Origin of the sequence: Coleofasciculus sp. A1-SPW-01 (assembly GCF_040217205.1) — a bacterium.
Lineage (GTDB): Bacteria > Cyanobacteriota > Cyanobacteriia > Cyanobacteriales > Coleofasciculaceae > Coleofasciculus > Coleofasciculus chthonoplastes_A.
The window spans coordinates 1-15462 of record NZ_JAVJNP010000168.1 but is presented as its reverse complement, the minus strand read 5'-3'; the positions used below and the strand labels follow the sequence as shown (position 1 = coordinate 15462).

Below are 15462 nucleotides of genomic sequence, written 5' to 3'. Positions count from 1 at the left end.
GCATCCTCTGGCTTCCCCCATGGAACAAAAAGCGAAGCAACATCTGGTTTCCCCCATGGAACAAAAAGCGAAGCATCCGCTGGCTTCCCCCTTTTTAAGGGGGACGGGAGGGGGATCAAATAGGGGGACGGAAGGGGGATCTAAAAGGGAAGAGGGGGATAACTTATTGCTAGACCGACGTTCTAGGCTTCACTAACGCTACCACTTCCTTCATATTTTTTGCCCTGGGTGAAAATTCACTAGAGTTTCATCAAGTTACTCAAAAGCATGAAGAGTTGATGATCTTCCTTCATTTATACTGACATCTAGTCAGTTTGTTGAATAAGATAAAAATAACTGAGCAAAGGTTAGGTTCAACATCTAACGCAACGGACTTAGTTAAGAGTCATACCTAAAACTCAGAGTTCCTTACACAGTTGAATTTTACAGATGAATACTCAAACTTTTTCGCGCATAAGACAATTGGTAGCTCCCTTATCAATTGCGGCGACGATGGTACTAGGGATATCTGCCCAGGCTAATGCAATTGATCTCGGCATCGCTTCTGACTACAATATATTTGTGCTAGGCGATGTGAATCAAAGCAATACTGATTCTGAGGGTAAGGTAGCTATTGGCGGAAATGTCACATTCTCAGATTTTTATGCAGGAATGAATCTGCCTCAAGACGGGAACAACGGTGATGTCTTGATTGTTGGTAAAAATTTAGTCTTTCAAAATGGTCAAGTTAGAGGCAATGCAGTTTACGGGGAAACAGGATCACTTACTAATGTAACTCTTGAGCATGGGGGAACGCTTCGCCAAGATAATCCCATTGACTTCGCTGCAGCTAGTCAAGAATTACAAGCATTATCTCAATTTTTAGGAGGGTTAGAGGCGACGGGTCAAACAGAAATAGCTTATGGTGGAATTACATTAACGGGTTCAGATGAAGATCAGAATGTATTTCATCTAAATGCGTCGGATTTAAGCAATGCTAGCAGCTTCAATTTTAATGTAGATTCGGGTTCGACTACCATTGTAAATATTAGTGGAGACGCCGCATCATTACAAAACTTTGGCTTCAATTTCAATGGTGGTATTGATCAGAGACAGAACGTTATCTACAACTTCTATGAAGCTAGGGATCTGTCAGCCAGTGGCATCGGAATAGAAGGCAGTATTTTGGCACCTTTCGCTGCGTTTAACTTTGACAACGGTCAAATTAACGGCAACTTAATTGCTGCTTCGCTAACGGGAGTGGGACAATCGAATAACTATCTCTTCAACGGTAATTTACCTGACCCAATCAGTGAAACGGTTCCTGAACCCGCAACATTAGCTGGACTAGGATTAGTCGCTGCTGTAGGTGTTGCTTCTCGCCGTAAAGGTAAGCAGAAAGTCTAAGGCTTTGAAACCTGGGTTAGGCATCCAACCTAGCCCCCGTCCATTTTTTATGCACTCCTCACACTATGTCCCTGACTTAATCTCTTAGGTCAGGGATTTTTCTATTACCATAACGTGCAAGTAGTCTGACAAAGACATAGGCTGGAGGAGAGGGCGACCCGATGTAATTAAGGGGACTGGTGTTGTTCATTAAGCTAGGCGGGTCGCCCCTACCAGTTGTTAATAAAACGAAGCGGGTCGTTTATACAGGTCATTAATCTGAAGTTCCCCCCATACAGATGTACTCCACCCAGGCTAAAGCCTTATACCGTAATGGTTTGAGCGCTCAAGCCTCTCAAAAATCGTACCCATGTAGCACTTGCCAAAATAGCGCGATCGCGCTATTTTGGCAATAGACAAGAAATCGGTGAAAACCCTCGCTACATCAAGGTTTCAGCGATTGTACCCATGTAGGGCGGCTAAAAAATCGCGCAAAGCCGCACGGTGAGGCAGTTTTGATTTTTTGCTTGGGGGAACTTCAGATTAATTAGCCGATCGCAGGCTTCAGATGTCTGACACTATAGTTTTTGGCTACTGATGATGAAGACGCAGGGAGTGCGGCATCTCCAAGCCATGAGCGTTCATTAAGGATTCATTAGCCATAACTTGCTGGGGAGTTCCATCAGCAATAATTCGTCCTTCATCCAGTAAAAGCACGCGATCGCACACTTCGATAATCAGTTCTAAGTCATGGGAGGAAATCAGAATCGTTTGCTGGGCGGTTTGGAGAAAGTTGATCACACGACGACGATAGCGCATGTCTAGGTTCGCGCTGGGTTCATCGTACAGAACCAATTGAGGACGCATGGCTAACACCCCCGCGATCGCGACCAAACATTTCTCACCCCCAGAAAGATTGTGAGGAACCCGTTCTGCCAGCATTTCCACACCTGTCAGGGACAGCGCATCTTGAACGCGATCATTGACCTCATCCTCTGACATGCCCATATTCTGTGGACCAAAGGCGACATCTTCCCATACTGACGGTAATAATAACTGGTCGTTGGGATTCTGAAACACGAAGCCAATTTCTGGGCGAAACTCACCCACAACAACGGGGTTTCCAAATAAGCCAATATCTCCAGATGTTGGTGTTAAAATACCGCAAATCGAGAGAAATAGTGTTGTTTTTCCCGCACCATTGGGTCCAATTAAACCGACTCGTTCTTCAGGATATATATTAAGATTGACTCCTTGTAAAACCGCAGGTCTGTCCGGATAGGAGAAACTCAAATCAGAAACCGCGATCGCAGGTTCTCTGGCACTGTCTGGGTTAGATACAAGTTGTTGTTGTGGTCTCATAATTCGTCATTCGTCCTTCGTCATTTGTCATTTGTCATTGGTAAGGATTGGAGACATTTTTTCCGATTATTACCGCCTTTCTATCAGAATTTCAGCCATGACAAATCCAAGAGCGATCGCGACGGTTATTCCCAAACTAATTAAATCCCCACGAGAAACACGATTCTTGGGATTAGGCGGTTTACGATGGTGCAGAGTATAACCATACCCTCGCAATATCATCGCTTGATAAACCTGCTGAGACTGGTTGTAACTGCGAACCAATAAGCTACCCACTAGAGACGCCAGCACATTCAGATTACGGCGCGAGAAACGAGTCGCCCGAAATCCCCGCAATTGCATCGCTCGTTTCATTTTGGTTAAATCTTCACCAAACTGTTCGATATAGCGGTACGTCAATAGAGTCATATCCGCTAATACCGCCGGAAGTCCCAGGGATCGCATGGCTTTGACGGTACTCAAAAACGGGGCTGTACCAAAGAGAATTAAACTCACGGTGAGAATACATAAAAATCGAGTCGCAATCAGCGCTAGCGCCACGATTCCTTCTTGATATAGACTCAAAATACCTATCTGAACAATTACCGTACTACCCACGCTAAACGGTAAAAGTAGAGTAATCGCCAGCAAAAAAAAACCGGGGTAGCGCAGCCGCGATCGCAAAAACGAGAAGGGTAATCTGGAGAGGTAATAATACACCAGTGTCACGACGATCATCCCTGGAAGTAAACTTAACTGTTCAACAAATGAAAATGCAAAAATTAAGCTAAATAAGCCAATCAGTTTACAACGGGATTCCCAACGATGAATCGGAGAGTTAAAATTGGCATAAAAATCCAGTCCGTGTTTCATCAACTCTCCAACAATTCAGGTTTGACTTGCTTCAAAAACAGAGCCACGGCTGTCGTAAACGCACCCTCAATTACCATGAGTGGGATATGAGCCAATACCAATCCGTAAATTGCCATTTTTTCGGCTGATGCATCTATAGTTGCGGGAATATTAGTAATCACTAAAGCGAAAAATAGCAGAGTTGCTATCCCCAAACCTCCCGCACCTCCGATAAAGGCAAAGATACCCGTCACCACTCGATTATCCTTATCGAATAGTAAGCGCAATTGAAATAGGTGATACGCCAAAAGTGCCGGTACGCCAAACATCGTGGCGTTTACTCCTAGCGTGGATAAACCACCATGCTGAAACATCACGGCTTGAAAGAATAAACCGATGAGAATGGCTGGAAACGCATAATATCCCAACATTGTGCCTAACAACCCATTCAGAATCAAATGAACACTTGTTGGTGGGATGGGAATGTGAATCCAAGAGGCGACAAAAAAGGCGGCTGTGAGTAGAGATGCTTTGGGAATACTCTCTTGGGGATTCGGATCTCGGTTAATTTGGCGCAGGGAGTACCAAGTGAAACCTCCTGTCGCTGCGTAACCTGTGATACAGACAGAAGCAGGCAGGATGCCATCAGGAATATGCATAATTTTTGTGTAGTTTTGACCCTTCACTTCGGCAAGAGGGCAGGGCGCGTGACCCTTCACAACCCTCGATAGAACCGGGTTTATCGGGACGGGTTTATGGACTTGCGTTTCACAATTGATGATAACATTTATTCAAAACCCAGCCTGACTTTTAGGGGCAGGTTTATGGACTTACGTTTCACGATTGATGATAACATTTATTCAAAACCCAGCCTGACTTTTAGGGGCGGGTTTATGGACTTACGTTTCATGATTGATGATAACATTTGTTCAAAACCCGCCCTGATCTAATTGTTGATTTTTTTTGACAATGAACAATGAACAATTCTAACCTAATTGTGACCACCTACTTAGCCTGTTTTGTCCCTTGGGAAAAATAGAGTGCTGTACCGACAAAACCCCAGATTACCGCAATTGCCATCACCACAATTTGAACAGGTGTGAAAGAGCCACTCTTGGATTGAATACTCATCACTTGACTATCGGCGGTGTTCTCTGTTGCTGATTGATCCTCACCCATAGAAATAGTAATCAAATCTCCGTGACCCGCTTGGCGAACCTGAACTGCCCATTCTCCCGGTTGTGAGCGATCGGGAGCAAAGACAAAGCTACCCTTTTCGTCGGTGGTTCCTTGCAACCAAGGAGTAGAAGGATCTTGGGGAGAGTAAACCGTAACTTGGGCATTGGACATGGGGTCGCCGTTATCAAAAGCCGCATCAATTTTAATCGCCTGGGTAGTTTCATAGTTAATCTTGGCACCATGAGCCGTCGCTTTAGCTGACCAGCTCATGACTAACATTAGGATAAGGGGGACTAAAAATTTCCTCTTCATCGCTCACATTTTCTTAATGTCATAGAAACGATTGAAACCCAGTTGGTAACCATAACTACTCTTTATCATTGGTTATAATTTTCCTTATCGCCAAATGACATAAGACAAATAACCAATGACCAATTTAACTCGATTCGTTGGCAACAGTTTGGATTTCTTCACAGTGACCCTCACCAACGTGACCTAAACTGGGAAGAATTTCCTGAAGTTTCTGGTATTCTTCTGGAGAGAGTTCTGACTTTAGCTGCTGTTGGTCTAACTCTAGTGTGCCATCGTTGGCTAGAGTCGCTAGCGGTTCAAACCCCAACGCACCAGTATTAATCTCATCATCAGCGGGTGCGCCTGCATCACCAAAGAGGTGATCAAAGTGGAATGTGGCTTCCAAGTCTGCGGTATCCCCTTGAGCGAGAATTCCCTTACGTTCGTCACCGACAAATTCCCCACAGACAAATTCTAAGGGCTGATTCAGGGCAATAGTAAAGTCAATGGTTTGCCCCTCTTTCTCGGCTGTCCCCATCATCACCAAGGTTTGACCTTCAGCTGGTCCCTCCTCGGCTTTGACCATTTTCCAAGATAGGGCATTATATTGTCCGGCAGGGGCATCGGCAACGTCTTCCACGAGAATAGGTTCGGCATCTTCCCCACCTGCGGCTAAATCAACGGTGTGGGTTTTATCAAGAACCACTTTTTCTTTCGCTTGCACTTTACTACCCGCTTCAGCATTGAACGGCGGGTCACTTTGATAAGCGGTGATATCGGCTAAGTTGACATAAACATGGTCAAAGGCAATTTGCCATCCATCTTTTGATATAAAACCTTGGCGGACAAAATCCTCTCCATTCGCCCGGATTTCCAGGGTTCCACTCCCTTGACTTGCCTGAGTTGCATTCTGAGTTTCTGTTTGTGTCTGAGTCTCGCTGATGGTTGGACTCTGGGAACAGCCAACTAGCGTCCCAGTTGTCAAGACCATCAGACTCGCGAAAATGAATAGTGGTTTCCTCATTGATTACCTTTGGCGGTTTTCATACTATACCCAATTAAATCCAACAAGTTTTTGTAATAATTCGCAATACCCCTAGAGGGCATCTTCTGGGGAACAGGGAAGAACGATAATAGTGAAACCCGCCCCTAAAAACCCGGTTTTCTTGAGCGCAGCTAGGGATCAACCCTCAGTCAGGGCGGGTTCTGCACAAACGTTACTACCAATAGCGAAAAGAATGTTCCTAAACCCGCCCCTACATACTCACACGCCATGCTCTCTTTCCGCAGTGAAGGGTCAAAACTATTTCATGCTTTTCCTGTTAGCCAATAGGTAAGCATTTCTCCTTTTCCCTTCACCTCAATAATCCCGCGTTTTTCCAACACATATTGATCCTTTAACCGTTCGTAAGTTGCCTGAGTGACTTGAATTCCCCCAGAAGTTCCTTGAGATTCCATCCGCGAGGCGACATTTACCGTATCTCCCCACAGATCGTAAATAAACTTTTTCATCCCGATGACTCCAGCGATCACCGGTCCGGTATTAATGCCAATCCGCAGTTGAAACGCTTCTCCGGTATCCATGCGAAATTGAGTAATCACCCGTTGCATCTCTAATGCCATATCCGCGATCGCTTCAGTATGATCGAATCGGGGTAAAGGTAGACCACAGGCAACCATATAAGCATCACCAATGGTTTTAATCTTCTCCAACCCATACTCCTCAGACAGCAAATCAAACGTGGAGATAATGGTTCCGAGTAATTGAACCAATTCCGTCGGTGGCATTCGGCTTGATAGGGGTGTAAACCCAACAATATCCGCAAACAAAATCGTCACATCGTCGAATTGCTCAGCGATTAGGGCTTCCCCATGGTACTTGCCTAAGGTACTGTGATTTTGTTTCAACTGCTGGGCGATCGCCTCTGGCAAAATGTTTAATAACAGGCGTTCCGACTTTTCCTGTTCCGCCCGCAAGTCTGCTTCCGCTTGCAGGCGCTGCTTCTCAACTTGAATACGCTGGGTGATATCTTCTAATACCCCTAAAACGCCAACAACGTTACCTTGGGGATCATGGATGGGAATTTTACTCACATCCAGCCAAACCGTTTGTCCATCAACGGGGGGTTTTTGTTTGGTTTCGACAACATGAAATTCGGCTTGATTCCGGCTAATCACCCGCGCATCTTGCTGGCGGTAGAGTTCAGCAATGTCTCGACTAGGCAGTAAATCATAGTCTGTTTTACCCACCACAACCTCTGGATTGTCTAACCCGGCTGTCTTTGCCCACTTTTTATTGCAACCGAGAAAGACTAAATTGATATCTTTCCAAAAGACTTGTTGCGGGATATTATCGATAACTAATCGTAAATATTCCTCTTTTTCTCTCAAGGCGGCTTCAGCTTGCTTGCGTTCTGTCACATCCGTGCCAATTGAGAGAACTTCAATTAATTCACCCTCCTCATTGAAAATTGGTTTATTTGCCCACGTCACCCAAACCGTTTTGCCAGTCTTATGAATGGTTTCTACGGTTCTGATCCGATAGCGTTCTGGACGTTTGCGGATGGCTCGAATCAAGATAGACAGCATCCGTTGCGATCGCGGCGTATTCGGGACGAGAGTTCCGACTAGGGAACAATTTAGGAGTTGATCGTCATCGTAGCCAAAAAAGGTCTGACCATAACGATTAATGAATTTAATTTTTCCCTGAACATCCCACCGTAAAATAATGCAATTGGGGGTTTCGACTAAATCTCGATACTGTGCTTCACTGGCTCGCAAGGCTTCTAGGGTTTGTTTATGCTCGGTAATATCCCGCGCCACCCAGAGAACAGAGTCTTTTGAGATGGGTGAAATACTGGCTGCAAACCAAACCGTTCGATCAGCCAAGGTGAGACGATACTCAACCTGAACCGTCTGTTGGCTGTCTAAGGCTTGGCGAATATACCCGACAAACTGATCCGCCTGCGATCGCGCCAAAAGATCATACTCCGTTTTGCCCAGCATCGCTTCAACCGGTTGACCTAACAAGTCTGGATTTGCTGAGACAATTTTCAGATAACGTCCTTGGCGATCTTTGACGAAAATTAGTTCCGTCATCGCCTCAAATAAGGCACGCAACTCTGAATCAGAGTTAAGGGAATTTGTCAAGGCTTTAGACCGTTGACATAAATGTGAGAGGGACTGACGTATCCCAATGGAGATTAACCCAGTGAGTAGGGCGACTAAGGCAAAAACCCCCAGCCAGACAAGCAGGATATGAGGGGTATAGGGATAAATAGCTGACCAATTGGTCATGGTTGACGGTAACATCGGTTTACATCACCGACCAGGCTTGCCTGTGAATAGTTGCCCAGATGCTACCCTAATAAATCAATCTGACACCGTTGCACTGGTTCGGTTCGATATGTCCTTCCTAGCAGACCAAACGGCGCTAGCGCTTCACCCTACAGCAGGTATTTCCATTCATCCTGCACTAAGTAAGCGTGTGGGTGTGGCTAGCTCATCCAATCAGTCTGTCTTAGAAGTGAATTCCATGATAGCGACAGACGGAGAATCCGGCGTTGATTTTGATCAACCCTTAACATGGACGTTCTATGTTAAGCCTTGACGACTCCCCGCGCATAGAATGCGGGGGATTCTGAAGAGTAATTACTCACTCTCCCCTCCACTCGAATAGGCTGAGTTGAACCCATTCCATCCGAGGGTTCTCAGGCTCATCTGGCAACCCAGATGATTTCCCCTGTCTTTTACAGGCTCCTTGAGCGTAACTTTCCCGTGGACTACGGGTAGTGGAATATTAATTCCAAGTTCAGTTAATCCCCGCTGTCTGATCACAGCGGCTGCATCCACGTCCGCGTCAGCCACCCAACCACAAGACTCACAGAGGAATTTCTCTTTGTCTCGGTTGGTCGGACTGACATAGCCGCAACAACTGCATTCTTGCGATGTGTACTTAGGATTGATTTCATGAACCAGAACGCCTGACTTGGCAGCCACAACTTTAACCTTCTGTTTCAATTCGCCCCAAGCTGCATCTGCAATGATTCGCTGTCGCTCAATTGTTTATTTGAGGGGGTGAAACTTATCCCCGTGCATAGTAATGACAGGGGCTTGCGTTCCACCCCCTCAAACTCCCCCTATTTTTCGGTCATGCTTCCTCGAATGAATAGACACGCCATGGTGCGTCTCATAATCTTTGATTTAGAGACGGGATCTGTCACAATGATGTCCTGGTTGTTTCCCAGGGTGAGAAATTCATGGGTCGTGCTGAAAAAGTTGTACTAGCCTACTCAGGTGGCGTCGATACTTCCGTCTGCATTCCTTATCTCAAAGAGGAATGGGGTGTGAAGGAGGTGATCACGCTAGCCGCCGATTTAGGTCAAGGTGATGAGTTAGAACCGATCAAAGAAAAAGCCTTGACATCGGGCGCAGCCGAGTCTCTGGTGGCGGACGCGACTGAACGGTTTGTCACCGATTATGCCTTTCCCGCGATTCAGGCAAATGCGCTGTATGAAAATCGCTATCCCTTGTCCACGGCGCTAGCGCGTCCGCTGATTGCTAAATTATTGGTCGAAGCTGCCCACAAGTATGGTGCAGATGCCGTGGCTCACGGTTGCACAGGTAAAGGGAATGACCAGGTGCGGTTTGATGTGTCGATTACGGCGCTCGACCCCAACTTGAAAGTTCTCGCACCCGCGAGGGAGTGGGGATTGAGTCGGGAAGATACGATCGCGTATGGGGAAAGGTTCGGGATTCCCTCTCCCGTGAAAAAGTCTTCCCCCTACAGTATTGACCGTAATTTGTTGGGTCGTAGTATTGAGGCGGGGATTCTCGAAGATCCCATGGCTGAACCGCCCGAAGAAATCTATCTGATGACCAAAGCGATCGCGGATACTCCCAATGATCCAGAATACGTGGATATTGGCTTTGAGCGAGGAATTCCGATCTCGCTGAATGGTCAAGCCCTTGACCCCATAGCCCTGATTACTCAGCTTAACCAAGTCGCCGGAAATCATGGGGTGGGGCGGATTGATATGATTGAAAATCGGGTTGTCGGGATTAAATCCAGAGAGATTTATGAAGTCCCGGCTCTGTTAACCTTAATCCATGCCCATCGCGACTTAGAAAGCCTCACGTTAACCTCTGATGTCAGCCAGTACAAGCGAGGGATTGAAGACACCTATAGCCAGCTTATTTACCAAGGGTTATGGTACTCTCCCCTAAAAGATGCTCTAGATGCGTTCATTCAGCAAACTCAGGAGCAAGTCTCCGGAAGCGTGCGGGTGAAATTCTTTAAAGGGAATGCCACGATTGTCGGACGAGCGTCTAGCAATTCCCTCTATACCCCAGAACTGGCAACCTATACCTCCGAAGATCAGTTTGACCACAAAGCCGCTGAAGGCTTTATTTACATTTGGGGATTACCCACTCGCGTTTGGTCAGCCAAAACTAGAGGTTAACAGATCCCCGACTTCTTCGAGAAGTCGGGGATCTTACAGAGGAGTTCCAAATCGCTAGGATAGAAAGACCTACTTTCACGTTTCAGCCTCAACTTCCCTATGCCCACCTATCCTGGAATTTCTAGCGACGCCTTCCGACACCCCCTTGACCAACAAGCTGAGGATGCCCTACGGAGTGTTCCTGGATTTAACCTAGCTGCCCGCAAATTCGTCGAATTTATCTACGAACGCCCCCAATTCGTCTATCTGATGGGCAACAGTATCCAAGTGGGACCGCGCCAATATTCCACGATTTACAGCTTATTTCGCGAATGTGTACGGGATTTAGATATCCATCCCGAACCCACCCTATTTGTCAGTCAAAACCCGCAAGTGAATAGTTATGCCTTGGGACAGGATCATCCCTATATCGTATTAAATACAGGATTATTAGACTTACTCACTGAAGTCGAAATTCGCACCGTGTTAGCACATGAACTGGGACATATCAAATGCGGTCACACGATTTTAATTCAGATGGGAATCTGGGCGATGGGTGCGGCGGCATTTCTGGGAGATTTAACTTTTGGTATCGGCAATATTGTCACCAGTGGTTTACTCTTTGCCTTTTATGAATGGCGGCGGAAAGCGGAGTTATCGTCAGATCGGGCGGCTTTATTGGTCATCGATGATATTAATATCGTCATGAAAACAATGATGAAACTATCGGGAGGTTCTCATGCTTATGGTCATGAGTGCAGCCTTGATGAATTTATCCGCCAATCCGACCGATTTCAAGACCTTGACCAAGATAGTCTTAATCAAGTTTATAAGTTTTTATTATACAACGGTGGGAATGGTTCGTTTCTTACCCATCCTTTTCCGGTTGAACGCTTGCGCTATCTGCGAGATTGGGTCAAATCAGAAGAATATCGTCAAATTCGTCAGGGCAATTATCAACGAGTAACCGACGAAGGCTCAGTCAATGTGCCATCCCAAGCGGCTCAAAACCAGGAAGCCCAACGATTACAGCGTCAACTCGAAGAATTACAACGGGAAATTAACCGGATGAAATCTGAGTCGGATCAGTCTTAAAGGTTTGTATGTAGTAAGCGCTTTAGCGCTATAAACGTTCGCATCGCTGACTTAAGCATTATTCTCCCCCTGCTTCCCCCGCTCCCCCTGCTTCCCCCGCTCCCCTTAACCGAACAGTATTGAGGACATTCTTTACTGTTCCCCGTTCCCCGTTCCCTGTTCCCTCACCTCACCATAACGCTTATTCAGCAACCCCTATATATTTTCCCGAAAATATATATGATGAATTTATGTCAATATCAATTGTGAGGTCGTCAAGCTGAACACGTCGATGAGCGGTAGCCTTGACGCAGGGTGTCATCAACTTGCTACTATTAGACCTTCAGTAAGGGCGTAAGCGTCCTCTTGGATTTCCATGATCAGGGAAGTTATCTTAGATACTCGTCATACTGAGTCTCGTACTCAATCCAACCAGCTAGGATTCCCTCTTCAGCAGGCACAGGATGTTATCTATCAATTTTTGCTAGATACGGTTAAACAACAACCGCCAGAAACCGTTTTGCAAGAATTTAAATTGTTATTTATTGACTATAATGCATCAGAAGGTAATCCGGAAGCGATTCAAGCTTTATCAGAAATACTTTTTGCTAACGATGAAAAAGAATTTATAAATACCCTTAAACGTTCCTGTTATATTGTTATTAATAATTGGTACACCTCAAGGAATTTTACGGCTAGCCAAGACTTAGTATCCCTATTTTCTGATGTAAAACTGACGCGAAAAACATTATCGCCAACATTAAGCCGTCAAAGAGCATGGCTGTTAAATTTCATTAACAGTCAAGACTATCACGAACTTCAATTATTTATTACTCAACAAGTAACTTCAGATCCAGGTCATTGGAGTAACCGTTATATCTCTTATCTACTCGTTCCCCAGTATACAAATCTGAACAACCCCGTGGAGCAACGTGAAGCGGCGAGAATCTTGTCAAAAAAACTCAAAGATCAGTTCAAGTTTGATTTGGCAATGTATACGGCGCACTCTAAATCCGCAATTTGTCGGGAACCTATTTACAATAATCCTACAGGTTTAGGGGATAAAGTTGTTGATCTAATTAAAAAAATTGTAGTTAAGCATGGAATGTTTAACTATAAAAATGTCGCTAATATATTTTTAGAACAAACCAAAGATTCAAATTATAAGAGATTCAAAAAAAGCTTGCACAACTATCTTATATTTTCCGTTAAAAAGAAAGAGTTAGTTAAATCCTTAAATCAAACCTTAACTGAGAAATTAAATGATCTCTACAAAGATTACCACGATACAACCATAGAGGCGGCATTACTACTGAGAACCTGTAACCGCTTAATTGAGTATTTGACTACTGAAAATCAGGATGAGCCGTCACCCCTGTTTATTCTGCTCATGTCTCAAGGTCATCACTTAACCTTAGCGATGCTCTTGCTGAAAATTATTATGATTTGTCCGAACTCGCGTAATCATCTAGAAACTTGCATTGCTAAATTAATTCAATATTACACCAATTATGCGGAAGAGGACTGTCGTTGGGTGATTACATTTTTTGAAGTGTTTAAAATTACCTTTGCCATTCATACGGAAAATGTTCAATATAATCTGATCAAAATGGATAATGCGGCAAGTTCAGAATTTCAGCTAGATGCTTACCGAGTGTTTTCTCAGCTTCGGGATTATGTCAATTTGGAAGAGAAACCCGAAAATCAGTAGATCGAGACGTTTTCGGTTCAGATGGGATGCAGGGATGCAGAGGTGTAGAGGTACTCTAGGTGCAGGGAAGAAGAGAAGCTCCTGAAGACTGCAAATGATTTTTCTCTGTCTTCAGTTAGAGACGAGCCGCTTCCAGGATAAAGTAGAATGTCACCTTGGCTAGAGATAGCGATCGCCTGGATAGTGATAAGCTAGGCAATCGTGAGGTGCATATCGCTTAGGAGTATAGTGTGAAACGACTGACTGAGATTGGGCGACAGATATTAACACTGGCTTTAGTCTGTGTGATGCTACTGATTGGTACGGCGTGTAGTAGTACAACGGTAGACAGTGGGCGTCCAGAAAATCCTCCGGTTCAAGCTGGAGGTGCGAATAACCCCTACAAGAAGGGGGGAGACAGTTACACTGACAACAATATGTCTCTAAATCCTGATGTCAGCCGTAGGCTCAACGTATCAAGCAACTCGGTAGAGCAACCCGAATTAGCTTGATTAAGTTGAGAACGGTGACTGCTTGAGACTTAGGATAATTCACTGACAATAAAACTAAGGAGATTTTTTTTATGAGCAGAATGATAGATTGGCTAAAAAATAAACGGTTTACTCAATTATTAACCGTGGCTTTAGCGAGTATCTTTGTATTCATCAGTACAGGATGCAATAGTGGAGTATCAGCGAAGACGGCTGACGATGTGACCAAAAATGTTACTGAAGTTCTCACGCCTACAGGCGGAACGAAGGACTATCAGGGGATTGATTCTCCGAAAACGTCTCGTCAGGCAAAGGATAATGCGGACAAATTAATTAAAAACGCAGAGAAAAATCTAGAGAAGAAGGCGGATACTCCTGAAAAGTTTATCGAGAATTATCAAGAAGGAGCGCCGCTGAATAAACGAGTTGAGCGGCTCGGCAAAGATGTGAAAGAGTCAGCCACTGATTTCACCGAGGGTGTAAATAAGGGAACTCAGAGGGGTGTTGAAAATCTCAAAGATAATACAACGGATGCGGCTGAAGATGTCAGCAAGTCTGCCAAGCGTTCGGCAAAAGAGGCAAAGGAAAAAACTGAAGATGTTGCTGAAGATGTAGCTAAGTCTACCAAACGTTCCGCCGAAGACACGAAAGACAAGGTACAAGAGACGGGTGAAAATATAGCCAAAAAGACGAAACGCGCCGCAGAAGATACAGCCGATGTCGTGCAAGACAAAGCAAGTAAAGCCAGTAAATCAGCGCAGCGAGCATTAGAAGATACGGCGGATGCGATTGACTAGAGTCGGAACTCTTGACATACATTGTCTATTAGTATAGATGTTTAGGGCTAATTGTTAATAGCAATGAACCCTGAACAGCATAAAAAGGGTACGGTAGTATCGTGCCCTTATTTTGTTATCTATGACAGCTTATCCAGATCAACCTCAAGCCACTGATGTGGTTTTGGGCGGTTCAATCTCCAGAGGAGACGCTGTATTAGGCGGAATTGAAGCCGTAAAACAGCAGTTGAATCAGACACCCTCATCCTCTCCCCTATCCCTGAATGCCAAAATTGCCGCCCTCCATAACGCCCTGAATTATCGGCAAAAGGGCATAGCGATACTTATTCAAGCTTTAGATGATGAAGTGTGGGAGATTCACCAAACTGCCTATTCTCTCCTAGAAAAACACGCCGCCACTCAAACCGAATCAGCCTTAACTCAGTACAGTATCCGATTAGCCAAGGAATTCCTCAACCGTTACGAAGCCGGACATCGGGCGTTCTCAAGAGCAAATTTAAGTGGGATTTGTTTGCAGTGGGAAATCTTAAGCGAGATTGATTTAAGTGATGCTAATCTCAGTGGAGCATACCTAAATCGAGTCGATTTAACCGGAGCAATCCTGAAAGGCGCGAACTTCAACCAAACTATTCTAAACGGTGTAGAACTCAGTCAGGCAAATCTCAGCCATGTTAACCTAACTGGTGTTTCCCTAAAGGAGACAAACCTCAGTCAAGCTGAACTCACAGAGGCGAATCTCAGAGGGGCAGATTTAAGTAATGCTAACCTGCAAGAGGCAAATCTGACTCAAGGGATTATCAGGTGACGTTCTCTCCCGTTAAGCTTGCGCTATAACGGGAGCTTCTCGATCAAAATAGAGATAGCTGTACGCTTTTTCTACCTGATAGAGCTTCACACTTCACTGGCTGGGCTTTCCCTAAGCCTCTGTGTGCAGACAAGAT

At 45.1% G+C, this 15462-nt stretch carries 15 protein-coding genes; 8 read left to right on the top strand and 7 right to left on the bottom strand.

Annotated features, from left to right (window positions below):
* Positions 1–429: 429 nt before the first annotated feature.
* Positions 430–1386: a choice-of-anchor A family protein gene (locus RH949_RS25100; protein WP_446356977.1), complete on the top strand. Its 957-nt coding sequence runs from the start codon at positions 430–432 to the stop codon at positions 1384–1386.
* 570 nt (positions 1387–1956) lie between these two features.
* Here the strand turns inward: RH949_RS25100 and RH949_RS25095 are convergent.
* From RH949_RS25095 to RH949_RS25070, 6 genes are all read right to left on the bottom strand, one after another.
* Complete coding sequence (locus tag RH949_RS25095) at positions 1957–2727, bottom strand: energy-coupling factor ABC transporter ATP-binding protein (RefSeq protein WP_006100793.1); 771 nt, start codon at positions 2725–2727, stop codon at positions 1957–1959.
* Positions 2728–2796: 69 nt separating this feature from the next.
* Positions 2797–3579 (bottom strand): cobalt ECF transporter T component CbiQ, encoded by a 783-nt coding sequence (gene cbiQ, locus RH949_RS25090; protein WP_446356974.1) that lies wholly within the window; start codon positions 3577–3579, stop codon positions 2797–2799.
* Complete coding sequence (cbiM, locus tag RH949_RS25085) at positions 3579–4217, bottom strand: cobalt transporter CbiM (RefSeq protein ID WP_006100953.1); 639 nt, start codon at positions 4215–4217, stop codon at positions 3579–3581. The genes cbiQ and cbiM overlap by 1 nt, the downstream gene beginning before the upstream one ends.
* A 346-nt stretch (positions 4218–4563) precedes the next feature.
* Positions 4564–5007 (bottom strand): carboxypeptidase-like regulatory domain-containing protein, encoded by a 444-nt coding sequence (locus RH949_RS25080; RefSeq protein WP_232231696.1) that lies wholly within the window; start codon positions 5005–5007, stop codon positions 4564–4566.
* A 166-nt stretch (positions 5008–5173) separates the two neighbouring features.
* On the bottom strand, positions 5174–6052 hold the full coding sequence (locus RH949_RS25075) for a DUF4382 domain-containing protein (protein ID WP_446356972.1): 879 nt from the start codon (positions 6050–6052) through the stop codon (positions 5174–5176).
* A 284-nt stretch (positions 6053–6336) separates the two neighbouring features.
* On the bottom strand, positions 6337–8340 hold the full coding sequence (locus RH949_RS25070; protein WP_446356970.1) for an adenylate/guanylate cyclase domain-containing protein: 2004 nt from the start codon (positions 8338–8340) through the stop codon (positions 6337–6339).
* On the opposite strand from RH949_RS25070, the gene RH949_RS25065 reads away from it, so the two are divergent.
* On the top strand, positions 8324–8638 hold the full coding sequence (locus tag RH949_RS25065) for a hypothetical protein (RefSeq protein ID WP_446356968.1): 315 nt from the start codon (positions 8324–8326) through the stop codon (positions 8636–8638). The genes RH949_RS25070 and RH949_RS25065 overlap by 17 nt on opposite strands.
* 41 nt (positions 8639–8679) lie before the next feature.
* On the opposite strand, the gene RH949_RS25060 is transcribed toward RH949_RS25065, so the two are convergent.
* A complete protein-coding gene (locus tag RH949_RS25060) occupies positions 8680–9027 on the bottom strand; it encodes a zinc ribbon domain-containing protein (protein WP_446356966.1) in 348 nt (115 codons plus the stop codon).
* 260 nt (positions 9028–9287) lie between these two features.
* Here RH949_RS25060 and RH949_RS25055 point away from each other — a divergent pair, with 260 nt between their 5' ends.
* From RH949_RS25055 to RH949_RS25030, 6 genes are all read left to right on the top strand, one after another.
* The gene (locus RH949_RS25055; RefSeq protein WP_446356964.1) at positions 9288–10490 is read left to right on the top strand and encodes an argininosuccinate synthase; all 1203 of its coding nucleotides are present in this window, start codon (positions 9288–9290) and stop codon (positions 10488–10490) included.
* 99 nt (positions 10491–10589) lie between these two features.
* Complete coding sequence (locus RH949_RS25050; RefSeq protein WP_006101022.1) at positions 10590–11564, top strand: M48 family metallopeptidase; 975 nt, start codon at positions 10590–10592, stop codon at positions 11562–11564.
* A 355-nt stretch (positions 11565–11919) separates the two neighbouring features.
* Positions 11920–13254 (top strand): hypothetical protein, encoded by a 1335-nt coding sequence (locus RH949_RS25045; RefSeq protein WP_006101009.1) that lies wholly within the window; start codon positions 11920–11922, stop codon positions 13252–13254.
* 230 nt (positions 13255–13484) lie between these two features.
* Positions 13485–13745: a DUF6658 family protein gene (locus tag RH949_RS25040; protein WP_006100864.1), complete on the top strand. Its 261-nt coding sequence runs from the start codon at positions 13485–13487 to the stop codon at positions 13743–13745.
* A gap of 71 nt (positions 13746–13816) precedes the next feature.
* Positions 13817–14521 (top strand): hypothetical protein, encoded by a 705-nt coding sequence (locus tag RH949_RS25035; protein ID WP_446356961.1) that lies wholly within the window; start codon positions 13817–13819, stop codon positions 14519–14521.
* 121 nt (positions 14522–14642) lie between these two features.
* Entirely contained in the window at positions 14643–15326 is a 684-nt protein-coding gene (locus RH949_RS25030) for a pentapeptide repeat-containing protein (protein ID WP_446356959.1), read from the top strand.
* Positions 15327–15462 lie beyond the last annotated feature (136 nt).

What these genes read in the sequence shown, in the direction of transcription:
- RH949_RS25050 (WP_006101022.1), top strand. Translation starts at nt 10,590, where the DNA reads ATGCCCACCTATCCTGGAATTTCTAGCGACGCCTTCCGACACCCCCTT.
- RH949_RS25080 (WP_232231696.1), bottom strand. Translation starts at nt 5,007, where the DNA reads ATGAGCTGGTCAGCTAAAGCGACGGCTCATGGTGCCAAGATTAACTAT.
- RH949_RS25070 (WP_446356970.1), bottom strand. Translation starts at nt 8,340, where the DNA reads ATGTTACCGTCAACCATGACCAATTGGTCAGCTATTTATCCCTATACC.
- RH949_RS25030 (WP_446356959.1), top strand. Translation starts at nt 14,643, where the DNA reads ATGACAGCTTATCCAGATCAACCTCAAGCCACTGATGTGGTTTTGGGC.
- RH949_RS25055 (WP_446356964.1), top strand. Translation starts at nt 9,288, where the DNA reads ATGGGTCGTGCTGAAAAAGTTGTACTAGCCTACTCAGGTGGCGTCGAT.
- RH949_RS25035 (WP_446356961.1), top strand. Translation starts at nt 13,817, where the DNA reads ATGAGCAGAATGATAGATTGGCTAAAAAATAAACGGTTTACTCAATTA.
- RH949_RS25065 (WP_446356968.1), top strand. Translation starts at nt 8,324, where the DNA reads ATGGTTGACGGTAACATCGGTTTACATCACCGACCAGGCTTGCCTGTG.
- RH949_RS25100 (WP_446356977.1), top strand. Translation starts at nt 430, where the DNA reads ATGAATACTCAAACTTTTTCGCGCATAAGACAATTGGTAGCTCCCTTA.
- cbiM (WP_006100953.1), bottom strand. Translation starts at nt 4,217, where the DNA reads ATGCATATTCCTGATGGCATCCTGCCTGCTTCTGTCTGTATCACAGGT.
- RH949_RS25045 (WP_006101009.1), top strand. Translation starts at nt 11,920, where the DNA reads ATGATCAGGGAAGTTATCTTAGATACTCGTCATACTGAGTCTCGTACT.
- cbiQ (WP_446356974.1), bottom strand. Translation starts at nt 3,579, where the DNA reads ATGAAACACGGACTGGATTTTTATGCCAATTTTAACTCTCCGATTCAT.
- RH949_RS25095 (WP_006100793.1), bottom strand. Translation starts at nt 2,727, where the DNA reads ATGAGACCACAACAACAACTTGTATCTAACCCAGACAGTGCCAGAGAA.
- RH949_RS25075 (WP_446356972.1), bottom strand. Translation starts at nt 6,052, where the DNA reads ATGAGGAAACCACTATTCATTTTCGCGAGTCTGATGGTCTTGACAACT.